Annotated in this window: 19 protein-coding genes, 1 tRNA gene and 1 pseudogene; 12 read left to right on the top strand and 9 right to left on the bottom strand. The window is 68.3% G+C overall.

The features are described 5' to 3' along the window. Positions 1-41 precede the first annotated feature (41 nt). Both OHT57_RS13215 and OHT57_RS13210 read left to right on the top strand, forming a co-directional pair. On the top strand, positions 42-806 hold the full coding sequence (locus OHT57_RS13215) for an SDR family oxidoreductase (protein WP_328746550.1): 765 nt from the start codon (positions 42-44) through the stop codon (positions 804-806). Next, a complete protein-coding gene (locus OHT57_RS13210) occupies positions 803-1,708 on the top strand; it encodes an SDR family oxidoreductase (protein ID WP_328746549.1) in 906 nt (301 codons plus the stop codon). Before OHT57_RS13215 ends, OHT57_RS13210 begins: the two co-directional genes overlap by 4 nt. Positions 1,709-1,804: 96 nt before the next feature. On the opposite strand, the gene OHT57_RS13205 is transcribed toward OHT57_RS13210, so the two are convergent. Further along, a complete protein-coding gene (locus tag OHT57_RS13205) occupies positions 1,805-2,686 on the bottom strand; it encodes a hypothetical protein (RefSeq protein ID WP_328746548.1) in 882 nt (293 codons plus the stop codon). A gap of 37 nt (positions 2,687-2,723) precedes the next feature. Then, entirely contained in the window at positions 2,724-4,493 is a 1,770-nt protein-coding gene (locus tag OHT57_RS13200; RefSeq protein WP_328746547.1) for a glycoside hydrolase family 35 protein, read from the bottom strand. Between the two features lie 84 nt (positions 4,494-4,577). On the opposite strand from OHT57_RS13200, the gene OHT57_RS13195 reads away from it, so the two are divergent. The 7 genes and pseudogenes from OHT57_RS13195 (at position 4,578) to OHT57_RS13160 (ending at position 12,409) form a co-directional block, all read left to right on the top strand. Beyond that, positions 4,578-5,453: a helix-turn-helix domain-containing protein gene (locus OHT57_RS13195; protein ID WP_328746546.1), complete on the top strand. Its 876-nt coding sequence runs from the start codon at positions 4,578-4,580 to the stop codon at positions 5,451-5,453. A gap of 23 nt (positions 5,454-5,476) precedes the next feature. Further along, a pseudogene (locus OHT57_RS13190) lies at positions 5,477-5,587 on the top strand (AraC family transcriptional regulator); the annotation flags it as partial. Between the two features lie 265 nt (positions 5,588-5,852). Next, on the top strand, positions 5,853-6,203 hold the full coding sequence (locus tag OHT57_RS13180) for a chorismate mutase (protein ID WP_328746545.1): 351 nt from the start codon (positions 5,853-5,855) through the stop codon (positions 6,201-6,203). A gap of 137 nt (positions 6,204-6,340) precedes the next feature. Then, the gene (locus tag OHT57_RS13175) at positions 6,341-6,937 is read left to right on the top strand and encodes a response regulator (RefSeq protein WP_328746544.1); all 597 of its coding nucleotides are present in this window, start codon (positions 6,341-6,343) and stop codon (positions 6,935-6,937) included. A 56-nt stretch (positions 6,938-6,993) separates the two neighbouring features. Further along, entirely contained in the window at positions 6,994-9,480 is a 2,487-nt protein-coding gene (gene pepN, locus OHT57_RS13170; RefSeq protein ID WP_328746543.1) for an aminopeptidase N, read from the top strand. A 116-nt stretch (positions 9,481-9,596) separates the two neighbouring features. Further along, entirely contained in the window at positions 9,597-10,991 is a 1,395-nt protein-coding gene (locus OHT57_RS13165; protein WP_328746542.1) for a pyridoxal phosphate-dependent decarboxylase family protein, read from the top strand. Continuing rightward, positions 10,988-12,409, top strand: a complete 1,422-nt coding sequence (locus OHT57_RS13160; protein WP_328746541.1) for a lysine N(6)-hydroxylase/L-ornithine N(5)-oxygenase family protein — start codon at positions 10,988-10,990, stop codon at positions 12,407-12,409. The genes OHT57_RS13165 and OHT57_RS13160 overlap by 4 nt, the downstream gene beginning before the upstream one ends. A gap of 104 nt (positions 12,410-12,513) precedes the next feature. Here OHT57_RS13160 and OHT57_RS13155 read toward each other — a convergent pair whose 3' ends face one another. Further along, positions 12,514-14,313 carry a bifunctional metallophosphatase/5'-nucleotidase gene (locus OHT57_RS13155; RefSeq protein WP_328746540.1) on the bottom strand — a complete coding sequence of 600 codons (1,800 nt, stop codon included), beginning with the start codon at positions 14,311-14,313 and terminating at the stop codon, positions 12,514-12,516. A 127-nt stretch (positions 14,314-14,440) separates the two neighbouring features. Here OHT57_RS13155 and OHT57_RS13150 point away from each other — a divergent pair, with 127 nt between their 5' ends. Both OHT57_RS13150 and pyk read left to right on the top strand, forming a co-directional pair. After that, positions 14,441-15,133, top strand: a complete 693-nt coding sequence (locus OHT57_RS13150; protein WP_328746539.1) for an SIMPL domain-containing protein — start codon at positions 14,441-14,443, stop codon at positions 15,131-15,133. A 110-nt stretch (positions 15,134-15,243) separates the two neighbouring features. Further along, positions 15,244-16,680, top strand: a complete 1,437-nt coding sequence (gene pyk, locus OHT57_RS13145; RefSeq protein ID WP_328746538.1) for a pyruvate kinase — start codon at positions 15,244-15,246, stop codon at positions 16,678-16,680. Here pyk and OHT57_RS13140 read toward each other — a convergent pair whose 3' ends face one another. Both OHT57_RS13140 and OHT57_RS13135 read right to left on the bottom strand, forming a co-directional pair. Next, entirely contained in the window at positions 16,681-17,427 is a 747-nt protein-coding gene (locus tag OHT57_RS13140; RefSeq protein WP_328746537.1) for a helix-turn-helix domain-containing protein, read from the bottom strand. Positions 17,428-17,532: 105 nt separating this feature from the next. Continuing rightward, a tRNA-Leu gene (locus tag OHT57_RS13135) sits at positions 17,533-17,605 on the bottom strand. Positions 17,606-17,709: 104 nt separating this feature from the next. Here OHT57_RS13135 and OHT57_RS13130 point away from each other — a divergent pair. Then, on the top strand, positions 17,710-18,366 hold the full coding sequence (locus tag OHT57_RS13130; RefSeq protein ID WP_328746536.1) for an ANTAR domain-containing response regulator: 657 nt from the start codon (positions 17,710-17,712) through the stop codon (positions 18,364-18,366). Positions 18,367-18,442: 76 nt separating this feature from the next. On the opposite strand, the gene OHT57_RS13125 is transcribed toward OHT57_RS13130, so the two are convergent. From OHT57_RS13125 to OHT57_RS13110, 4 genes are read right to left on the bottom strand one after another with little or no spacing between them, the layout of a single operon-like run. Next, positions 18,443-19,159 (bottom strand): ABC transporter ATP-binding protein, encoded by a 717-nt coding sequence (locus OHT57_RS13125; RefSeq protein ID WP_328746535.1) that lies wholly within the window; start codon positions 19,157-19,159, stop codon positions 18,443-18,445. After that, the gene (locus OHT57_RS13120; protein ID WP_328753189.1) at positions 19,156-20,013 is read right to left on the bottom strand and encodes an ABC transporter ATP-binding protein; all 858 of its coding nucleotides are present in this window, start codon (positions 20,011-20,013) and stop codon (positions 19,156-19,158) included. Before OHT57_RS13120 ends, OHT57_RS13125 begins: the two co-directional genes overlap by 4 nt. A 5-nt stretch (positions 20,014-20,018) precedes the next feature. Continuing rightward, positions 20,019-21,788, bottom strand: coding sequence for a branched-chain amino acid ABC transporter permease (locus OHT57_RS13115; RefSeq protein WP_328746534.1), 1,770 nt, complete (start codon positions 21,786-21,788; stop codon positions 20,019-20,021). Positions 21,789-21,793: 5 nt separating this feature from the next. Beyond that, positions 21,794-22,723, bottom strand: coding sequence for a branched-chain amino acid ABC transporter permease (locus OHT57_RS13110; RefSeq protein WP_328746533.1), 930 nt, complete (start codon positions 22,721-22,723; stop codon positions 21,794-21,796). Between the last annotated feature and the right edge of the window lie 89 nt (positions 22,724-22,812).

Here is a 22,812-nt window from a genome sequence, read left to right as displayed (position 1 = left end):
CTTTCCACCAAACGTTTGTTAGGTGAGAAGGGTAGCGGCGAATGGAGCTGAACGGGAAGGTCGTGGTCGTCACCGGCGGGACCCGGGGAGTCGGCGCCGGTATCGCCCGCTCCTTCGTGGACGCGGGGGCGGAGGTCGTCGTCTGCGCCCGCAGGCCCCCCGAAGTCCCCCTGCCGGCAACACGGTTCGCGCAGGTCGACGTCCGGGACGCCGACGCCGTGGGGCACTTCCTCGACGGACTGCCGCGGCTGGACGTACTGGTCAACAACGCGGGCGGGGCGCCCTACCGGCTGCTCGCCGACAACCGTCCCGAACGGCACGTCCGCGTACTGGAGTTGAACCTCCTCGCCCCGCTGACGGTGTCCCTGGCCGCCTACGAGCACCTCAAACGCAGCCGCGGCTCGATCGTCATGATCGGGAGCGTCAGCGGCGGTCGGCCCTCACCCGGCGCCGCCGCGTACGGGGCCGCCAAGGCGGGCCTGGAGAACCTCGCCCGCTCGATGGCCGTGGAGTGGGCGCCGGACATCCGCGTGAACACCCTGGTCGTCGGGATGGTCGACACCGAGCGGTCCTCCCTCTACTACGGCGACGAGGAGGGTATCGCCGCCGTCTCCCGCACGGTCCCGCTCGGCCGTCTCGCCGATCCGTCGGACGTGGGAGCGGCGGCCGTGTTCCTCGCCTCGGACGCCGCCGCCTACATCAGCGGGGCCTCCCTGCTCGTGCACGGCGGCGGCGAGCGGCCCGCCTTCCTCGACGCCACCAACGCGACAACCGTCGGCAACCCTCGGCAAGGAGACGTGAGATGACCGGAATCTGCGACGGCCGGGTCGTCGTCGTCACCGGCGCGGGCCGCGGCCTCGGCCGTGCCCACGCCCTCGCCTTCGCCGCCGAGGGCGCCCGGGTCGTCGTCAACGACCTCGGCGTCGGCCTCGACGGCACACCGGGCCCCGACAGCCCGGCCGCTCTCGTGGCCGAGGAGATCCGCACAGCGGGCGGCGAGGCGATCGCACACGGCGGTGACATCGCGAGCAGTGCGGGGGCCGAGTCCCTGATCACCACCGCCCTTCGGACGTACGGCCGCCTCGACACCCTCGTCAACAACGCCGGGTTCCTGCGCGACCGGATGCTCGTCAACCTCGACGAGGACGACTGGGACGCCGTGATGCGCGTACACCTGAAAGGGCACTTCCTGCCGCTCAAGCACGCGGCCGCGCACTGGCGGGCGGAGGCCAAGGCGGGCCGTGCGCCGACGGCCCGGGTCGTCAACACGTCCAGCGGGGCAGGCCTGTTGGGCTCCGTCGGGCAGGGCAACTACAGCGCCGCGAAGGCCGGGATCGTCGCCCTGACCCTGGTCGCCTCCGCCGAACTCGCCCGCTACGGCGTCCAGGTCAACGCGATCGCCCCCGCGGCCCGCACCAGGATGACCGAACGCACCTTCGCCGACACGATGGCGGCCCCTTCGGCAGGCTTCGACGCGATGGCCCCGGAGAACGTGTCCCCCCTCGTCGTCTGGCTGGGCTCGGAAGCGAGCGCGGGCGTGACCGGCAGGGTCTTCGAGACGGAGGGCGGCCGCATCACGGTGATGGAGGGCTGGAGCCCGGGCCCGAGCGCGGACAAGGGCGCGCGGTGGACCCCGGCGGAGGCGGGAGAGACGGCACTGAAGCTGTTGGGGGAGGCCGGGACACCCGAGCCGGTGTACGGGGCGTGACCGGATCGACCCAGGGGCGCGGGGCTCTGTTGGATGTGCGGCTACCGCCGCGCGGGCGCGACCAGCCACAACGCACCCGCAGGCGGCCCACACACCCTAGGTGTCGCACTCCAGCACCGTCCGGCACAGCGCACACCGCGCCCGTACCCGCCCCCGCACCGGCACCCGGATCCGCTGATGACAGGTGGGGCAGGGGAACGACACCCGTAACCCGCCCCCGTCCGGCGTGAACGCATACGGCACCCCCGGCCCGGGGCCGGACCCCCCGTGCCGCCGGTCACGCGCGTACCGCCGCCGCCCCGCCCACCCCGCCGCCGTGAGCGGGGGCTGCTGTTCGTCCTCCCGGGCCCGGGCCATCCCCTTCACATACGCCGTGTACGCCTGCGCACTGGTGAACCACACCGACGGATCCTCACCGAACACCAGCGACCGCTTCGCCAGCACGTACCCGAACTCCTCCGGCGTGAGATACCCAAGCTTCTGCGACGAGGCCGCGTCCTCCCGGTACGCGTCGAGCAGCAGCCACCCCGCCCCGAGATACGTCGTCGCCGTGTCCGTGAGGATCTCGTTGTCCCCCGTCCCGGGATAGGACAGCCCCAGCCGGTGCAGATACACATGCATGATCTCGTGCGCGAGCGCCGCCCCGATGTCCCGCCGATGCGTACGGAAACGGTCGTTCAGCTCCACGAAGTACTCGGGCCCCGCGGTCAGTTCGACGTTCGCCGCATGCGTCATCTCCCGGAACCCGACGACGAGCCGGGCATCCGGCAGCCGGTAGTGCCGCACCAGCTCCCGGGCCACCCGCTGCGCGCCCAGATGAAGATCGTCGGTGTCGCAGAACGCCACGTCCACCGGCGCCACACTCGTCGCGAACGTCTGGACGGTGTCGTACGAGAGCCGTTTCCACAGTGCGGTGATCGACGCCCGCACCTGCTCCAGGTGCGGATAGCCGTGCTCGACCGGTCCGTCGTTCGTCACGCCGGTACCCCCAGGACGCCCAGAACCCGATACCACTCTACGAGGATGCGCCCGGAATATCGCCGGCCGTATCCGGCGCCCGCAGCCGGAGCCCCGGGCCGCCCGCCGGCGCCCCCTCCAGTTCCAGCACCCACACCTCGTTGCCGCCCTCCCGCAGCACCGGCCCGGGCACGTACAGCGACCGCTGCGGGCCCACGGACCAGTACCGGCCGAGGTTGAAGCCGTTGACCCACACGAACCCACGGGTCCAGCCCTCCAGCTCCAGCACCGCGTCCCCCGCACCCCGCACGCTCACCTCACCCCGGTACAGACCGGGTGAGCCGTCCTCGGGGACCCCGCCGAAGTCCAGGCCCGCAGGCGAGTCCAGCGCGTCCAGCCGCAGCCCCCGCGCCCGCACCCCGTGCAGGAACTGCCGCTCGTGCAGCAGCCCCCCGGTGATCCCCTTGCCCTCCCCGCTCCTCGGCCCGTAGTTGACCCGCCCCAGCGACTCCACCCACAGCTCCACGCGCGCGTGCCCCGCCACCGGCTCCTTCAGCCGCACGTCGTCCTCGCTGAGCACCCCGGCCCGCTCCCCGTCGACGTACACCACCGCCAGGTCCCGCAGCCCGCGCACCGTCAGCGGATACGGCTGCCGCGGACCCGGCACCGTCACCTCGTACCGCACCAGCCCCCGGTCGACGTCCAACTCCTCGAAGCCCGGCGGGACAGGGCCCTCGACGGACGGCCCGCCCCGCGCCTCCAGCACCGTCGCCAAGGACGCCCACCCGGCCACCCCCACATCCCCTGGCGCCCCCAACACCGCTGGTGCGGGCGGCAGTTCGGCCACCGGACCGTACGCGGACAGCACCTCACGAAAACGCCAGAACTTCTCCGTCGGCCGCCCGTACTCGTCGATCGGCGCGTCATAGTCGTACGACGTCACGTCCGGCTCCAGCGGACCGTCGTGCAACGCGCCCCCGCCCCGGTTCGCGCCCGCCCAGCCCGCGAAGTTGGTGCCGCCGTGTGCCATGTACAGGTTCACCGACGCACCGCACTCCAGGATCTCCCGCAGCGTCGCCGCCGCGTCCACGGCATCCCGTACGACATGCTCGCCGCCCCAGTGGTCGAACCAGCCGCACCAGAACTCCATGCACATCAACGGGCCGTCCGGGCGGTACCGGCGCAGCACGTCGAAGGCCGTGCGGGCGCCCGAACCGAAGTTGACCGTGGCGAGGACACCGGGAACCGAACCACCGCTCAGCATGTGGTCCTCGGCACCGTCCGACGTGCACAGGGGAACGGTCACGCCCTGAGCGCGCAACAGCTCGGCCAGCCACCGCAGATACCCCGCATCGGAGCCGTAGCTGCCGTACTCGTTCTCCACCTGCACCATGAGCACCGGGCCACCCCGGTCGATCTGCCGCGCCACGACCTGCGGGAGCAGCCGCCCGAACCAGCGCTCCACCTGCCCCAGATACACCTCGTCGCTCGTACGCGCGTGGCCCTTCAGCCAGTGCGGCAGCCCACCGTTCTCCCACTCCGCGCAGATGTACGGGCCCGGACGGACGATCGCCCACAGCCCGGCCTCCCGCGCCGCGTCCAGGAACCGGCCCAGCGCCTGAACGTCCCGGACGTCACCCGGGTGCGGCTCGTGCAGGTTCCACGGCACGTACGTCTCCACGCAGTTGAGGCCCATCGCCCGCAGCATCGCCAGCCGGTGCCCCCACTGCGCCTCGTGCACCCGGAAGTAGTGCAGCGCGCCGGACAGCAGCCGCACCGGCCGCCCGTCCAGCAGGAAATCGCTTTCACCCGTCGTGAACTCGCTCATAGGCTCCACCCTCACCACTGGCGGCGCCCCCGTCCATGGACAAAGATCAGCGCTGCTTGGACCGAAGCGCATGCAAGGAGCGCGATGTACCACACCTGGATGCGGTTCCTCACCCCCAGCCCCGTCCACCACCGCCTGGGCCTGGTCTGCCTCGGCGTCGGCCTCCAGCACGGCGCGCTGCCCACCGTCGGCCCCCGCACCCTCGACAGCCACGTCGCCGTCGTCGTCAGCGCCGGCACCGGCTGGTACGAGACCCCCGACGGCCGGCGCACGACGGTCACCGCCCCCGCCCTGCTCTGGCTCACACCCGGAGTCCCGCACCGCTACGCACCCGACCCGGAGATCGGCTGGGACGAGGGATTCGTCGGCTTCACCGGACCCGCGACCACCACATACACCGAACTCGGCTACATCGAACCGGACCGCCCCGTCGTACCCCTCTCCGACGCCACCGGCCCACGCGCGGTCATCGCCCGTATCGTGCGGGCCGCCCGCCGCGACAACCCCCTCCTGGAGGTGGAGACCGGCGCCGCCGTCCACGAACTGCTCGTCACGCTGCGCCGCGCCCGCGCCGACCTCGCACCCGACGGCGACCCCGTCCTCAAGTTCCTCGCCCGCGACGCCTTCAAAGCCATGTCGGTCGCCGACCACGCCGGCCGGCACGGCATGACCCTCGCCGAACTGCGCACCGCCGTCCGCCGCGGCGCCGGCTGCAGCCCCAAGGACTACCTCCTCGGCATCCGCCTGGGCCGCGCCAAGGAACTCCTCGCCGCCACCGAACTCCCCGTCGCCTCCGTCGCCCGCCGCGTCGGCTACGACGACCCCGCCTACTTCTCCCGCCTGTTCACCCGCCGCGTCGGCATGCCCCCGATCCGCTTCCGCGCCCAGGAGAGCCGCGCGGTCCCCGGCGGCTGGAGCAACCAGGTCCCGGACCCGGACGATCCGCCGACGATCAGGTGATCCCGTCCGCCGTTGCGCTCACCCGCCGCGTCGGCATGGCCCCGATCCGCTTCCGCGCCCAGGAGAGCCGCGCGGTCCCCGGTGGCTGGAGCAACCAGGTCCCCGACCCGGACGATCCGCCGACGATCAGGTGATCCCGTCCGCCGTTGCGCTCACCCGCCGTGCCGGCAGGGCACCGGTTCGTTTCCGCGCCCGGGAGAGCCGCACGGTTCCCGTCTGGTTCGTCGCCGGGCAGGACCGGACGGCCCCCGTCCGCTTCCGTGTCCGGGAGGGGCGCACGCCCCGTCCGCTTCCGCGCCCAGGAGAGCCGTGCGGTCCCCGGCGGCTGGAGCAACCAGGTCCCCGACCCGGACGATCCGCCGACGATCAGGTGATCCCGGGCCCGTAGGGTTGTCGCCCATGACCACCAGCAACAACGCGACCGGTGCCGTCGACCCCGCCGTCCGCGAGGAGCTCGCCCGGCTGCGGAACAGCATCGACAACATCGACGCGGCCGTCGTCCACATGCTCGCCGAACGCTTCAAAGCCACCCAGCAGGTCGGCCACCTCAAGGCCCGCCACCAGCTGCCGCCCGCCGACCCGGCCCGCGAGGCCCGCCAGATCGAGCGGCTGCGCACCCTCGCCGAGAACGCCCGACTCGACCCGGCCTTCGCCGAGAAGTTCCTGAACTTCATCATCGCCGAGGTGATCAGGCACCACGAGCGCATCGCCGAGGACACCCTGAACGACCCCACCCCGTCCGCCGGTTGACCTCGGCCGCCACCCCGGGGACGTGACACGGCGGCCCGCACACGGCATGCTGCCCGTGCACTCCTTGTCAGCCTGCGAGCACTCCGCGTCAACGCGCGGGCGTACGCTGACTGTCCGCGAGGGAGGGACGTCGGGCCATGCCGTCGGATTCCAAGATCCTCATCGTCGACGACCACGAGGACACGCTCTACGCCCTGGAGAGCGCCCTGGCCCCCCTGGGCTACCAGCTCGGCCGGGCCACCAGCGGCGACGAAGCCCTCAAGCAGGTACTGCGCGGCCAGGTCGGCCTCCTGCTCCTCGACGTACGCATGCCCGGCGTCAGCGGCCTGGACGTGGTCCGCTACATGCGGCGCCTGGAACAGACCCAGCACATCCCCGTCATCCTCCTCACCGGCTTCGGCCCCGACCACGAACTGACCTCCGCAGCCTTCAGCCTCGGCGTCGCCGACCTCGTGATGAAACCCATCGACCCCTGGGCCCTGCGCACCAAGGTCCGCTACCTCTTCGACGCCCACCGCCGCCACCTCGCCCTCACCCAGGAAGTGCGGGAACTGCGCGCCCTCGTCAAGGACCACCCCGACGACAAGAAGGACCCGGACCACATCGGCGTAGGCGTAGGCGTCGAGGGCGGGCAGGGCGCCGCCCACCCCGCCCTGCCCCACCCGGACGCCAGGGTCCCGGTGCAACGCGGACAAGGAGCGCACACCGGGGAGCTCAAGCCGGACCGGACATAAGGCATGTACCGATCCGCCTCTGTGAGTTGCCCGTGCCATCAGGCAGCATGTCCTGCATGTCCGTACTGACGCGCGACGAAGCGCAGACCCGTGCCAAGCTCCTCGACGTTCACGACTACACCATCGCGCTCGACCTCAGCACCGGCGACGAGACCTTCGAGTCCCGGACCGTCGTCCGGTTCACCGCGCGCGCGGACGCGGACACCTTCGTCGAACTCAAGCCGGCCGAACTGCGCGAGGCCACCCTCGACGGCCACCCCCTCGACCCGGAATCCCTCGACGAGAACCGTCTCCCCCTCACGGGACTGGCCGCCGGCGAGCACGAACTGCGCATCGACGCCGTCATGCGGTACTCCCGCACCGGCGAGGGCATGCACCGCTTCACCGACCCCACCGACGGCGAGACCTACGTCTACACCCAGCTGTTCATGGACGACGTCCAACGCGTCTTCGCCGCCTTCGACCAGCCCGACCTCAAGGCCGTCTTCGACCTGTCGGTCAAGGCCCCCGAGAACTGGACCGTCCTCGCCAACGGCATCACCACCGACCTCGGCGAAGGCCGCTGGCAGGCCGCCCCCACCCCCCGGATCTCCACCTACCTCGTCGCCGTCGCCGCAGGCCCCTGGCACTCCGTGCACACCGAACACCGCGGCCTGCCCTTCGGCATCCACTGCCGCCGCTCGCTCGCGCCCTACCTCGACCCCGACGCCGACGAACTCTTCGAGATCACCAAGCAGTGCTACGACCGCTACCACGAGAAGTTCGAGGAGCCCTACCCCTTCGACTCCTACGACCAGGCGTTCGTCCCCGAGTTCAACGCCGGCGCCATGGAGAACCCCGGACTCGTCACCTTCCGCGACGAGTTCGTCTACCGCTCCGCCGTCACCGACACCGAACGCCAGACCCGCGCCATGGTCATCGCCCACGAAATGGCCCACATGTGGTTCGGCGACCTCGTCACCCTGCGCTGGTGGGACGACATCTGGCTGAACGAGTCCTTCGCCGAGTACATGGGCTACCAGACCCTCACCGAAGCCACCCGCTTCACCGACACCTGGACCGACTTCGGCGTCGTCCGCAAAGCCTGGGGCTACGACGCCGACCAACGCCCCTCCACCCACCCCGTCGCCCCCGAGAACGTCGACGACACCGCCTCCGCCCTCCTCAACTTCGACGGCATCTCCTACGCCAAGGGCGCCTCCGCACTACGGCAGTTGGTCACCTGGCTCGGCGAGAAGGACTTCCTCGCCGGCATCAACACCCACTTCAACCGCCACAAGTTCGCCAACGCCGCCCTCGCCGACTTCATCGACTCCCTCGCCTCCGCCACCGAACGCGACGTCCACGCCTGGGCCGACGCCTGGCTGCGCACCACCGGCGTCGACACCCTCCGCCCCACCATCACCCGCGGCGAGGAAGGCACCCACACCCTCCAGGTCGAGCACAAGGGCAGCCGCCCCCACCGCATCGCCGTCGGCCTCTACGACCAGGACGTCACCGACCAGGCCCGCCACCTCGTCCTGCGCGAACGCCTCGACCTTGACGTCCCGCACCACACCCCCCTGCCCATCGGCAAACGCCCCGCCCTCCTCCTCCTCAACGACGGCGACCTCACCTACACCAAGGTCCGCTTCGACACCGAGTCCTTCAAAACCGTCACCGAATGCCTCTCCGGCCTGCCCTCACCCCTGACCCGCGCCGTCGTCTGGAACGCCCTGCGTGACGCCGTCCGCGACGGCGAACTCGCCCCCACCGCCTACCTGGAAGCGGCCCGCGCCCACCTCCCGCACGAGACCGACCTCGCCCTCGTCCAAGGTGTCCTCGCCTTCGCCTCCACCTACGTCACCGACCGCTACGTCACCCCCGACCAACGCCCCGCCGCCCTCGCCACCCTCTCCTCCCTGTGCCGCGACCTCATCCGCCGCACCGAGGACGGCGACAACCCCGGCCTGCGCCTCATCGCCGTCCGCCACCACATCGACGTCGCCGCCCACCCCGACACCATCGCCGCCTGGCTCGCCGACGGCACGGTCCCCGGCGGCCCCGAACTCGACCCCGAGCTCCGCTGGCGCGTCCTCGCCCGCCTCGCCGTCCTCGGCGCCACCGACGACACCGCCATCACCGCCGAACTGGATCGCGACCCCTCAGCCGCAGGCCAGGAAGGCGCCGCCCGCTGCCGCGCCGCCCTCCCCACCGAGGATGCCAAGGAACGGGCCTGGCAGGCGATGTTCACCCACGACGACCTCTCCAACTACCTGTTCACCGCAACCGCCCAGGGCTTCTGGCAACCCGAACAGACCGAACTCGTCCAGCAGTACGTACCCCGCTACTACGACGACGCCGTCGCCCTCGCCACCCGCCGCGGCCCCGCCATCGCCGACGCCGCCGGCCGCTGGGCGTTCCCCGACCACGCCATCGACGCCGACAACCTCGCACTCGGCGAGGCATGCCTGCGCGACGCCGACCTCACCCCCGCCCTGCGCCGCAAACTCACCGACCAACTCGACGACCTCGCGAGGGCCCTGCGGGTGAGGCAGGCGTAGATCTGATTTTCCTCGTACGGGAGTACCCCCTTTCGGGTCAGGATCGTTGAACTCTCCGGGCGCGCCCACGCAACCGCGTCCAAGCTGGAAGCCCCCAGCGCCCCCGGAGGTCGACGATGCACACGCCGCCCCTCGCCTCGGGCCCCGAAGGCCGTGACGCCCTGCGCCCGTTGCTCGACACGGTCCTGGACGCGCTGGGAGAGGGCGCGCGCCTGAGGGGCGGGCCACTTCCGGCCGGAGGCCCTTCGGAGGTGGCGGAACGGGTGCGGGCCGAGGTGGGGGACGTACTCCCCGAGGAGGGCGATCGGCAGGCCCTACATCAGCTGGTACGCGCCTTGGCGGGAGGCTCCGCGGACCCGGCGAACCCCTTGTGCGCGGCCCACCTCCATTGCCCACCCCTTGCGGTCGCGGCAGCAGCAGACCTGGCTGTTTCAGTCCTGAATCCCTCTCTCGACTCCTGGGACCAAGCCCCGGCGGCATCGGAGCTGGAGTCACTGGTGACACGTCATCTTGCGAGAGAGGTGTACGGCGAGACACCCAGGGGCGCGGGGAACTGCGCGACCAGCCCCCACCGGCCCGACGCCTTGATGACGACCGGTGGCACGGAATCCAACCAACTCGCCCTACTCCTGGCCCGGGAGACATACGGCCCCGACGTCCGCCTCGTCTGCGGTGAGAACGCCCACCACTCCCTCCCCAGGGCCGCCTGGCTCCTCGGCATGCCCGACCCGATCATCGTCCCCACCCCCAACGGCACCCTCGACCCCGCAGCCCTCGAAACGCTCCCGCCCGGCCCGCTGCTCATCGCCGCAACAGCGGGCACCACCGACGCCGGCCTCATCGACCCACTCCCCGAGATCGCCCGCCTCTCCGCGGCGCGCAAGGCCCGCCTGCACATCGACGCGGCCTACGGCGGAGGGCTCCTCTTCAGCGCACGGCACCGAGACAAACTCACCGGCATCGACAGCGCCGACACCGTCACCCTCGACCTGCACAAACTCGGCTGGCAACCCGTAGCCGCAGGCCTCCTCGCCGTCCGCGACAGCAACGACCTCGCCGCCCTGAACCAACGCGCCGACTACCTCAACGCCGACGACGACACCGAAGCCGGACTGCCCGACCTCCTCGGCCGCTCCCTGCGCACCACCCGCCGCCCCGACGTCTTCAAGATCGCCGTCACGCTGAAAACCCTGGGCCGCACGGGACTCGCCGCCCTCGTCGACCAAGTCTGCGCACAGGCACAGGAGTTCGCCCAGCTCATCGACGAGCACCCCGGGTTCGAACTCCACGAACCCCCCACCATCAGCACAGTCCTGTTCCGCCCCACAGACGCCACCGACGACACCGTCGCCGCCGTACGCCGCAGGCTCCTCGACGAAGGCCGCGCAGTCCTCGGCCGGACCCGCGCAGACGGACGGCTCTGGCTCAAAGCCACCCTCCTCAACCCCACCACCCGGCCGGACGACCTCGCCGGACTCCTGAACATCGTGGAAGGAACCACACCCCGATGAACCCCCACCCCCCACACCACGAGCCCGACGCACCCCGCGACCTCGTCGGCATCGGCATCGGCCCCTTCAACCTCTCCCTCGCCGCCCTCGCCCAGCCCCTCACCGCACTCGACACCGTCTTCTACGAACAAAAACCCGCCTTCGACTGGCACCCCGGTCTGCTCATCGACGGCGCCACCATCCAAGTCCCCTTCCTCGCCGACCTGGTGACCCTCGCCGACCCCGCCAGCCACTGGACCTTCCTCAACTACCTCAAAACCCGCGAGCGCCTCTTCCCCTTCTACTTCGCCGAGCGCTTCCACATCCAGCGCGCCGAATACGACGCCTACTGCCGCTGGGTCGCCGAAAACCTCCCCGGACTGCACTTCAGCCACCAGGTCGACGCCGTCCGCTTCAACCCCGAACGCGACGTCTTCGAGGTCGACTTCACCCAACTCGACGACAACGGCGAAGCGGAGGCACTCGGCCGTACCTACACCAAGAACATCGTCCTCGGCATCGGCACCGAACCCTACGTACCCGAACCCCTCAAACCCCTCGTCGAAGCACCCGGCGTCCCCGTCATCCACGCCACCGACTACCTCGACCACCGCCACACCCTCCTCGCCGCCGACCACGTCACCGTCATCGGCTCGGGCCAGTCAGGCGCCGAAGTCTTCCTCGACCTCCTCAAAAACCGCCCCACCGGCCGCGAAAAACTCCACTGGCTCGGCCGCACCGAAGCCTTCGCACCCATGGAGTACTCCAAACTCGGCCTCGAACACTTCACCCCCGACTACACCCGCTACTTCCACGCCCTGTCCGAAAGCGCCCGCGACCGCCTCAGCACCACCCAATGGCAACTCCACCGAGGCATCGACGCCGACACCATCGCCGCCATCCACGACGAGCTCTACCGCCGCACCCTCCACGGCGGGTGGCCCGACACCGTCCTCACCCCCGGCGTCCGCGTCCGCACCGCAGGCCGCATCGCCACCACAAAAATCGAACTCCACCTCGAACACATCCAGCAGAACACCCGCTCCCGACTCACCACCGACGCCGTCGTCCTCGCCACCGGCCACCGCGAACGCCCCCTCGACCGCATCCTCGCCGGACTCGACCCCTACATCCGCCGCGACAGCCGCGAACGCCCCCGCATCGACGAACAGTTCCGCCTCGTCCTCGACCCCTCCGTCACCGGCGCCGACTGCCACGTCCACGTCCAGAACGCCGAACGCCACACCCACGGCGTCGGCACCCCCGACCTCGGCCTCGCCGCCTGGCGCAGCGCGACCATCCTCAACACCATCACCGGCAAAGAGCCCTACCCCCTCCCCACCCGCACCGCCTTCACCACCTTCGGCCTCGAACCCCGCCCCCTGATCCCACCCGCCCGCACAGCCCGCACACTCACCCCCCTCGTCGAAGGACGATAAGAAAACCCACGCCTGCGACGACAGCCCCACACGCCAACGGCGCCGGCGCGAAAACCCACGCCGACGCCATTGACACAAACCCACCAGCCCTACAAAAGGCCCCCCTAGAACACCGGCACACCGTCCCGCGTAAGCCGCCAGTCCACCGACGCGAAGTCCTTCGGATCCAGCACACCCTTCGCGGTCACCCACTCCGCGATCCGCGTACGGATCTCCGTCGACTCCGACCACACCTCGGTGGCCGACGCCACATGCGGAAACGCCCCGCCACCATTCGCACGATAGTTGTTCACCGCGAACACGAACTTCTCCGCATCCGCCAACGCGGCACCCTTGTACATCACATTCCTGACCCGCGAACCCACCGCCTGCGCAATGTCGATGTCGTACGACAACCCCGACACATAGTCGTAGTTGTAGTCCGGCCGGCCGCCCGCATTCGTCAACTTCTCCACGTCGACCACCGCACCCGCAGCCGTCTGCACGAAATACCCCGCCGAATACTCCAGATACGCCTTGATCTGCGCACCCGTCATCAGCTTCGCCACCAACGTGTTGTCATACACATACAGACTCGACAGATCCCGGATCGTCACCTTCCCGGCCGGGATCTCCGACGTACGCGAAAACGGCGACGCCTGCGCGATCACCGGCAGCGACGCATACTCCGTCGACGCCAACGCCGCCCTGACCACATCCTCCTGCACCCGCGTGATCAGATCGATGATCGGAGCGTCCTTGTACCGCGCCTCGACCGTCGTCAACGCATCCGTCGCCGTACCGACAACCTGGTTCACATACTTCACGACGACGTCATGGTCCGCCTTCAGCAGCTTGGTGATCCTCGGGTCGTCCGCGACCGAGTTCGAGTTCAACACCTTCGACGACACCGACTCGACCGACCAACGGCCCTTCTCCAGGACCAACTCCACGTCGAACAACGACAACCGCTCCGCATACGCCAACGGCTCCGACAACACGACCGTCTTCCCGGACTTCGCGTTGGTGACCTTCAGCTCCGGAATCTCCACATGCGCATGCCCGACCAGAATCGCATCGATCCCAGGCACCTGCTGAGCCACCAACGCCGCCGAATTCTCCACATACGGCAACTGATCACCGTACGAAGAAGTCCCCGACGAACCCGAATGCGCCGACACGATCACCACATCCGCACCCATCGACCGCAGCCTCGGCACCCACTTCGCCGCCTGCTCCTCAAGACCCGGGAACGTCAACTTCCCCTGCACATAAGCCTTGTCCCAGATCGCGATACCCGGATTCGTCAGCCCCAGCACCGCCACCTTCACCGGCGGCGCGCCCTTCACATGGAACTTCTTGATGAAGAACGGCGGGAAAGCGGGCTTCAGCGTCTTCGCGTCCAGCGCGTTCGCGCCAAGCAGCGGGAAGTCACACTGCTCCTCGAACTTCCGCAGCGTCTCGATGCCGTAGTTGAACTCGTGGTTGCCCAGCGCCACCGCGTCGTACCCGATCGCGTTCATCGCCGCCGCCATCGGGTGGACCGGACCACCCTTCGCGGTGATCGGATCGACCTTCGCGTAGTAGTACGTCAGCGGCGTCCCCTGGATCGTGTCGCCCGCGTCGAGCAGCAGCGTGTTGCAGCGGCCCTTCTCCGCACGCACCTGATTCACCAACGTCGAGATCCGCGACAGACCCTGCGCATTGCCCGCCGCGTCCTTGTACTCCGCGTCCTTGAAGTAGTCCCAGTTGAAGACATGACCATGCAGGTCAGTAGTGCCCATGACAGTCAGCGAGTACCGCTTCACCGGCTTCCTCCCACTCTCCGCCGCCTGCGCGGCAGGAGCCCCCACGGCACCCGCCAGCGCGACCCCCGCTCCGGTCACAGCGGACTTCTCCAGGAACTTTCGGCGGTTCAAGGCCATGTCTTGATCTCCTCGGGAAACAGTCAACAACGCGCGTAGATTCTGACCCGAGCATGCTGAACGGCAACAGACCCCACAGGTTTCGATCTGATGACTCAACCCACGAAAACTGACACAGTGAGTCGTTATGACCGTTCCCTACGGCACCCCCGACGCACCCCGCATCGCCGTCCGCGGCGAAGCCCACCTCGAAGTCGACCCCGAAATCGCCCGCATCACCATCACCGTCGCCGCCCGCGGCAAAGACCGCCGCACCGCCCTCGACGACCTCACCCACCGCAACACCACCGCCCTCAACCTGCTCAAAACCTACGGAGACGCCGTCGAACGCCTCGAAACCGGCTCCTTCTCCGTCACCCCCGAACTCAAAGAACACGGCCGCAGCGAACGCATCCACGCCTACCACGGCCGCGTCCACATCACCGCCGAACTCACCGACTTCACCGCCCTCGGCGAACTCACCACCAAACTCGCCGACCTCGACCTCACCCGCGTCGACGGCCCCTGGTGGGCCCTGCGCCCCACATCACCCGCCTACCGACAAGCCCGCCAACAAGCAGTACGAGAAGCAGTCCAACGAGCCAAGGAATACGCGGAAGCCCTCGGCACCTCACTCGCCGCCCTCCTCGAACTCGCCGACATCGGCACCGAAGACCCCGAACCCCGATTCGTCGGCAAAGCCAGCCGCTCCCGCTCCATGGCCTTCGAAGCCCAAACCGCCGGCGACACCGGAGCCGCCCCACTCGACCTCGAACCCCAACGCCAACACGTCCACGCCCACGTCAACGCACGCTTCACCATGGCACCACCAACACTCTGAAAGCCCCCCACCGCGCACCCCGGCCCCCGCCAACAACCCTTCACCCAAAGGCTGTTGAGCGGCCATACACACCCAATTCCCTACCCACCGGTAAGGCCTAGGCTCACACCATGCGCCGCGCAAAGATCGTCTGCACCCTGGGCCCCGCCACCCACTCGTACGACCAGATCAAAGCCCTGATCGACACCGGAATGGACGTAGCCCGCTTCAACCTCAGCCACGGCACCCACACCGAACACGAGGAGCGCTACCACCACGTCCGCAAAGCCTCCGACGAGACCGGCCACAGCGTCGGCCTCCTCGCCGACCTACAAGGCCCGAAGATCCGCCTCGGCCACTTCACCGAAGGACCCGTACTCCTCGAACGCGGCGACACCTTCACCATCACCGCGGAGGAAGGCGCGGAGGGCGACCAGCAGTCCTGCGGAACGACACACAAAGGCCTCGCCTCAGACGTTCACCCCGGCGAACACATCCTCGTCGACGACGGCAAGGTCTGCCTGGAAGTCACGTCGGTGGACGGACCCCGCGTCCACACCAAGGTCATCGAAGGCGGCATGATCTCCGACCACAAGGGCCTCAACCTCCCAGGAGTCGCCGTCTCCGTCCCCGCCCTCTCCACCAAGGACGAGGAAGACCTCCGCTGGGCCCTGCGCATGGGCTTCGACACCATCGCCCTCTCCTTCGTCCGCAGCGGCCGCGACATCGACGACGTCCACCGCATCATGGACGAGGCGGGACGCCGGGTCCCCGTCATCGCCAAAGTGGAGAAACCCCAGGCCGTCGAAGCCATCGACGACATCGTCGCCGCCTTCGACGGCATCATGATCGCGCGCGGCGACCTCGGCGTGGAGATGCCCCTGGAACAAGTCCCCATCGTCCAGAAACGCGCCATCAAACTCGCCAAACGGAACGCCAAACCGGTCATCGTCGCCACCCAGATGCTCGACTCGATGATCGAGAACTCCCGCCCGACGAGGGCAGAAGCATCCGACGTCGCCAACGCCGTCATCGACGGCACCGACGCCGTGATGCTCTCCGGCGAGACCAGCGTCGGGAAGTACGCGATCGAAACGGTCCGCACGATGGCCAAGATCGTAGAAGCCGCCGAAGAGGACATCCTCGCCAAGGGCCTCCCACCCCTCACCGAACGCAACAAGCCCCGCACCCAAGGCGGCGCGATCGCCCGAGCGGCAGCTGAAATGGGCGACTTCCTCAACGCCAAATTCCTCGTCGCCTTCACCCAGTCCGGCGACACCGCCCGACGACTCTCCCGCTACCGCTCCCCGATCCCCCTGCTGGCCTTCACCCCGGAACCGGCGACGCGCTCACAGCTGAACCTGACGTGGGGCGTGGAGACGTTCCTCGGCCCGCACGTCGACTCCACGGACGCGATGGTCGACCAGGTCGACGAGTTGCTGTTGCGGCACGGGCGGTGCGAGAAGGGCGACGTGGTGGTGATCACGGCCGGTTCGCCGCCCGGAGTGTCCGGGTCGACGAACCTGGTCCGGGTGCACCACATCGGCGAGGACGACAGCCCCAAGTAGTCAGTGTTTCGGCCCTACATGGGCGTCCATCAGGGCCACTGAGGCTTTGCGGGCGATGGAGATGTTGCGAGCATTTGCCAACTTCCAGTCGACACCCACCTGGTCAAGGGTGTCGGTGAAGAGCCGCATGACGTCGCCCGACAGGTTGGTGAAGAAGTACCGCGGGTATTCGTAGCGCTTCTCCTTGCCGGCTACGAGGCGGGTCGTCCAGTTGGTGATGCGGCAGCCGTCGGAGTGGATGAGGCCGCGGATGAACTCCCAGGGGTGCGCGTCGACGATCTCCTGCTGCCAGGGTTCGAGGGCGATGACGCGCTCATGCTTCTTGCCAGGGCCGTGCTGGGGGAAGAGATTTGGCCAGTGGCGTGAGTAGCTGGTCACCATCCTGTAGCCCTCACTTTGAACGGCGTAGACCCCAATACCCGGGCGAACTTGGGTGATGGCTTCACGGCACATCTGGATGAGACCGGGCCAGGCATCGGCGCACGCGATGCGGAGGTAGTAGCCGGCGCTACGCGGGTGTGCACTGATGCAGCCGTCGCCCAGGTAGAGGCCCAGCAGATAGGAGTAGGCCTGATTGTCGGAGGGTGGTCCAGGGTCCGGGGATGCGATACGCGGTAACGGCTCAAGGCGTTGTTGCCAGGATCGGATTGCGGCTCGTGAGATTCCCGTTTGTCGGCTGACGGAATTCAGGCTGCGACCCTGTGCTACCAGTGCGAGGGCTCGCTTGCGTGTGCTGACGTCGTACATGCGGCCACTCTGTGAGAGTGATCGCCGCGACACGCAGCAAAAAGCGGATGTTCACGAGAACGTGGACATCCGCTTTAAGGTGACTCCTTGGAATCCAAGGAAATGTGCCCCGAGTCGGATTCGAACCGACGCTGGATGGGTTTTGAATCCATGGCCTCTACCGCTGGGCTACCGGGGCCCACCTTCGATACGAAGGTCAGCGGTCACCCGCTGTGCCCCCACCATATCGCAGCTAGGTACGCTCTTGGGAGCAGTACCCCCGCCCCTGAACGAGGAGCCCCCGTGACCGCCCCCGAGTCGCCCCAGCCCGTAGACGCGCCCGACGACGACAAGTCGCACGTGCCTCCGCTGACGACCCGTGTCGTCATTGCCGAGGACGAGGCGCTGATTCGTCTCGATCTCAAGGAGATGCTGGAGGAGGAGGGCTACAGCGTCGTAGGTGAGGCCGGTGACGGTGAGCGGGCTGTGGAGCTTGCCCGTGAGCACAGGCCGGACCTTGTGATCCTCGATGTGAAGATGCCCAAGCTGGACGGCATCTCCGCTGCGGAGAAGATCGCCGAGGAGCGGATCGCTCCGGTGTTGATGCTCACGGCGTTCTCGCAGCGGGATCTGGTGGAGCGGGCGAGGGACGCCGGTGCGATGGCGTATCTGGTGAAGCCGTTCAGTAAGAGTGATGTGGTGCCGGCGATCGAGATGGCGGTTTCTCGGTTCACGGAGTTGCGGGAGTTGGAGAACGAGGTTGCTGATCTCACTCTGCGGCTGGAGACGCGCAAGTTGGTGGATCGGGCGAAGTCGATCCTGCAGACGTCGTACGGGCTGACTGAGCCGGCTGCGTTCCGGTGGATTCAGAAGACGTCGATGGATCGTCGTATGTCGATGCAGCAGGTTGCGGAGGCGGTCATTCTGGATGCCGACGAGAAGAAGGCCGGCAAGGGCTGAGGTCGGCTGGTCGCGAAACGAGGCCCGCGCCCCCGGAGAATCGGGGCGCGGGCCTCGTCGTATGCCTGGGCGGGTGTCAGTCTTCGCCGAGGTAGGCCTTGCGTACGGATTCGTCGTGCAGCAGGTCCTGTCCGGTGCCGGAGAGGGCGATGGTGCCGATTTCCATGACGTGGCCTTGGTCGGCGAGTGAGAGGGCCGCTTGGGCGTTTTGTTCGACGAGGAGGATCGTCGTGCCCTGGGACTTGAGTTCGATGATGGTGGCCATGATTTTCTGCATCATGATGGGCGACAGCCCCATGGAGGGTTCGTCGAGCATCAGGAGCTTGGGCTGGGACATGAGCGCGCGGCCCATGGCGAGCATCTGCTGTTCGCCGCCGGAGAGTGTGCCTGCTGCTTGGTTGCGGCGTTCTCCGAGGATGGGGAAGAGGTCGTAGGCGCGCTGGATGTCCTTTTCGATGCCTTCTTTGTCTTTTCTGAGGAAGGCTCCGAGTTGGAGGTTTTCGAAGATGGTGAGGCGCGGGAAGATGTGCCGGCCTTCGGGGGAGTGGGCGAGTCCGAAGGAGACGATCTTGTGGGCGGGGACGCCTTTGAGGGGTTTGCCGTCGAAGAGGATCTTTCCGGAGGTGGGCTTGAGGAGTCCGGAGAGGGTGCGGAGTGTCGTGGTCTTGCCGGCGCCGTTGGTGCCGATGAGGGTGACGACCTGGCCGGCTTCGACGCTGAAGGAGATGCCTTTGACGGCTTCGATCTTGCCGTAGGAGACGCGGAGGTCCTCGACTTCGAGGAGTGCGGTCACTGGCCTTCTCCCTTGGTGCTGGTGGTGCTTTGTGCTTCGGCTGCCTCGACTTCGGCGGCTTCGGCTGCGCCGGGGTCGCCTTCGAAGGGTTCTCCGAGGTAGGCGGCGATGACGCGTTCGTCGGCCTGGACGACTTCGGAGGTGCCTTCGACGAGTTTTTCGCCTTGGACGAGGACGGCGACGCGGTCGCTGAGGTTGAAGACGAAGCGCATGTCGTGCTCGATGAGGAGGACGGCGACGCCCTTGTCCCGGATGGCGAAGACGAGCTCTTCGGTGGCTCGTGTCTCCTGGGGGTTCATGCCGGCGGTGGGTTCGTCGAGGAGGAGCAGGCCGGGTTCGCTGGCGAGTGCGCGGGCGATTTCGAGCTTGCGTTGTTCGCCGTAGGGGAGGTTGCGTGCGAGGTGGTCGCGTTTACTTTCGAGGCCGATGAACTCGAGGAGTTCCATGGAGCGTTCTTCGCTGGCCTTCTCCGCCTTCTTGAAGCCGGGCCCGCGTAGGAGGGCTGACCAGAGGCCTTCTTTGGTGCGGGTGTGGCGGCCGACGAGGACGTTTTCGAGGACCGTCATGTTGGCGAAGAGGCGGATGTTCTGGAAGGTGCGGGCGATTCCGGCCTGGGTGACGAGGTGGGGCTTGGGGGGAAGGATCGTTCCTTTGTAGGAGACGGTTCCTTCGGTGGGGACGTAGAGGCCGGTGAGGCAGTTGAAGAAGGTTGTTTTGCCTGCGCCGTTGGGTCCGATGAGGCCGACGATTTCGCCTGCGTTGACGGTGAAGTCGACGGAGCGGACTGCGGTGAGTCCGCCGAAGCGCATGGTGACGTTGCGGGCTTCGAGTACGGGTGTGGTCGGTGTTGTCATCGTGCTCATGCCCCCGCCTTGGTCACGGTGGCTGGTTGGCCGGTCAGTGTGGTGGTGTCGGGTACGTCGAGTTGGCCGGTCTCGTGGAATTCGAGTTGGCGGCGGCGGTTGGCGATGATGCCTTCGGGCCGGAAGCGCATCAGCAGGATGAGGGCGATGCCGAAGGCGAGCAGTGACTTGTCCTGGAGGAAGACGAGCTTTTCCGGGAGCAGGTAGAGGAGTGCTGCGCCGAGGAGTGGGCCTGCGACTGTGCCCATGCCGCCGAGGACGACTGCGGCGAGGAGGAAGGCGGAGTTGGGGGGTGTCGAGCCTGCGAACTGGTACGGCGTCGGGACGACGCTGTAGGTGACGTGGGCGCTGACGGTGCCGGCGAGGCCGGCGAGGGAGGCGCCGAGGGCGAAGGCGATGAGTTTGACGCGGAAGCCGTTGATGCCCATGGCGGTGGCGGCGGTTTCGTCTTCGCGGATGGCGATCCAGGAGCGGCCGATGCGGGAGTCGGCGGCGCGGGTGTAGACGAGGACGACGATGGCCATGATGAGGACCATCAGCAGGTAGTAGTTGGCGAAGCGGCCGAGGGTGATGCCGCCGATGTCGTGGGCTTTGCCGAGGTCGAACCCGAGGAGGTTGAGGTCGGGGATGGCGGGGATGCCGTTGGGCCCGTTGGTGATGTTGGGGCCGGATTCGCCGTCCATGTTGTTGACGGCGATGCGGAAGATCTCTCCGAAGCCGAGGGTGACGATGGCGAGGTAGTCGCCGCGTAGCCGCAGGGTGGGGGCGCCGATGAGGACGCCGAAGAGGAGGGATGCGGCGGCGCCGGTGATGGCGGCGAGCCAGAAGGGGAAGTGGACGCCGGAGAAGCGGGAGAACTCGGAGCCGGAGACGAGGGCGGCGGTGTAGGCGCCGACGCCGAGGAAGGCGACGTATCCGAGGTCGAGGAGTCCGGCGAGGCCGACGACGATGTTGAGGCCGAGGGCGACGGTGCCGAAGATCAGGATGTTGACGCCGATGTTGGCGTAGTGGTCGTCGGTCTGGGTGAAGGGGAACGCGATCGCGGCGGCGAAGCCCATGGCGAGCGTGAAGCTGCGGTTGCGGGCGACGGTTGCGGAGAAGCGGTCCATGAGGCCTGCGGTGTGCAGGGCCCAGACGGCGAAGACGACGACGATGAGGTAGCCGATGAAGAGTTCGCCGTATTCGGTGTCGATGCCGTAGGTGAAGACGGCGAGGCCGATGATCGTGGCGACGGTGATGAGTGCGCGTTCCACCCAGGGGCTGAGGGGTGGGCCGGCGGGGATGTGGTCGGGTTTGGCGATGTATGCCTTGAGGAGCGCGTCGGTGTTGGCGGTGCCGTGCTCGGGGAGGGCGAGTGCGCCGATGACGGGGAGGAGGGAGGCGATGGCCGCGATCCAGGCGCCGGGTTCGAGGTTGGCGAGTCCGCCGAGTTCTGCGGCGATGGAGATGACGGTGTACCAGGTGACGCCGAAGGCGCCGAGTGCGGTGAGGACGAGTGGTGCGTTGTTGCGGGCGGGGATGAGTCCGCGGAGTCCTGGGGTGCCGTAGGCGGCGAGGGCGAAGAGTGTGGTGAGGAGGCCGGCGATGAGGGTCAGCCATTGGAGGCCGCCGGGGTAGCCGGAGATCGTGAGGTCGCCTGGGAACTCGCTGGTCCAGGTCCAGGCGAGGAAGGCGGAGACGGCGGTGGCGATGCCTCCGGCGAGGAGGAGTGCGCGGGCGGCCGTGGGGGGGAGCGGGATGAGGCGTCGGGTGGTGGTGTCGGTCATCGTGATCACGCCCTGTCCGCGACGCGTTCGCCGAGTAGGCCTTGTGGTCTGACGAGGAGAACGATGATGAGGAGCGCGAAGGCCCAGACGTTGGCCCAGCTCTGTCCGCCGAGTTTGTCCATGCCGGGGATGCCGTCGATGTAGGCGGAGGCGAGGGTTTCTGCGACGCCGAGGACGAGGCCGCCGAGCATGGCGCCGTAGATGTTGCCGATGCCGCCGAGGACTGCTGCGGTGAAGGCCTTGAGGCCCATCAGGAAGCCCATGCGGTAGTCGATGCTGCCGTATTTGAGGCCGTAGGCGACGGCGGCGACGGCGGCGAAGAAGCCGCCGATGGCGAAGGCGATGACGATGATGCGGTTGGTGTCGATGCCCATGAGCTGTGCGGTGTCCGGGTCCTGTGCGGTGGCCTGCATGGCGCGGCCGGTGCGGGACTTGCGGACGAAGAAGGCGAGGCCGGACATGCAGACGACGGCGGCGACGACGAGGAAGATGTCGGCGTCCTTGATGGTGATGGAGCCGATGTCGTGGGTGTTGTCGAGGCCGGGGAAGGCGACGGCGCGGTCGGCGCCGGGGTAGAAGTTGCGGACGACTTCCTGGAGCGCCAGGGAGAGGCCGATCGCGGTGATGAGTGGTGCGAGCCGTGGTGCTCCGCGCAGGGGCCGGTAGGCGAACCGTTCCGCTCCGACCGCCATGAGGACGGCGACGAGTCCGCCGCCGACGAGCATGAGGGGGACGGCGACGGCCATGGAGATGCCGTCGGGGAGGATGTAGAAGTAGACCGTGAAGGCGCCGAAGGCCCCGGTCATGAAGATCTCGCCGTGCGCGAAGTTGATGAGCTGGACGATGCCGTACACCATCGTGTAGCCGATGGCGATCAGCCCGTACATCGAGCCTAGAAGCAGCCCGTTGGCCAGCTGCTGCGGCAGGGTGTTCACCGCGTGGCCTCCATTGTCACTGGTGGTCGTGTGCACTGGTGGTGTGCAGGGGTGGGGTGTGGCAAGGGCCGCGCGGTCGGGGTCCCCTT

The organism is Streptomyces sp. NBC_00285 (assembly GCF_036174265.1).
Classification (GTDB): Bacteria; Actinomycetota; Actinomycetes; order Streptomycetales; family Streptomycetaceae; genus Streptomyces.
This window is presented reverse-complemented; position numbering and strand designations above follow the sequence as displayed.

Bases quoted from the DNA above. Each gene is read 5' to 3' on its own strand.
- OHT57_RS13115 (WP_328746534.1), bottom strand. From the start codon at position 21,788: ATGACCGACACCACCACCCGACGCCTCATCCCGCTCCCCCCCACGGCC.
- OHT57_RS13200 (WP_328746547.1), bottom strand. From the start codon at position 4,493: ATGAGCGAGTTCACGACGGGTGAAAGCGATTTCCTGCTGGACGGGCGG.
- OHT57_RS13160 (WP_328746541.1), top strand. From the start codon at position 10,988: ATGAACCCCCACCCCCCACACCACGAGCCCGACGCACCCCGCGACCTC.
- OHT57_RS13120 (WP_328753189.1), bottom strand. From the start codon at position 20,013: ATGACAACACCGACCACACCCGTACTCGAAGCCCGCAACGTCACCATG.
- OHT57_RS13210 (WP_328746549.1), top strand. From the start codon at position 803: ATGACCGGAATCTGCGACGGCCGGGTCGTCGTCGTCACCGGCGCGGGC.
- OHT57_RS13215 (WP_328746550.1), top strand. From the start codon at position 42: ATGGAGCTGAACGGGAAGGTCGTGGTCGTCACCGGCGGGACCCGGGGA.
- pyk (WP_328746538.1), top strand. From the start codon at position 15,244: ATGCGCCGCGCAAAGATCGTCTGCACCCTGGGCCCCGCCACCCACTCG.
- OHT57_RS13140 (WP_328746537.1), bottom strand. From the start codon at position 17,427: ATGTACGACGTCAGCACACGCAAGCGAGCCCTCGCACTGGTAGCACAG.
- OHT57_RS13150 (WP_328746539.1), top strand. From the start codon at position 14,441: ATGACCGTTCCCTACGGCACCCCCGACGCACCCCGCATCGCCGTCCGC.
- OHT57_RS13195 (WP_328746546.1), top strand. From the start codon at position 4,578: ATGTACCACACCTGGATGCGGTTCCTCACCCCCAGCCCCGTCCACCAC.
- OHT57_RS13155 (WP_328746540.1), bottom strand. From the start codon at position 14,313: ATGGCCTTGAACCGCCGAAAGTTCCTGGAGAAGTCCGCTGTGACCGGA.
- pepN (WP_328746543.1), top strand. From the start codon at position 6,994: ATGTCCGTACTGACGCGCGACGAAGCGCAGACCCGTGCCAAGCTCCTC.
- OHT57_RS13165 (WP_328746542.1), top strand. From the start codon at position 9,597: ATGCACACGCCGCCCCTCGCCTCGGGCCCCGAAGGCCGTGACGCCCTG.
- OHT57_RS13175 (WP_328746544.1), top strand. From the start codon at position 6,341: ATGCCGTCGGATTCCAAGATCCTCATCGTCGACGACCACGAGGACACG.
- OHT57_RS13180 (WP_328746545.1), top strand. From the start codon at position 5,853: ATGACCACCAGCAACAACGCGACCGGTGCCGTCGACCCCGCCGTCCGC.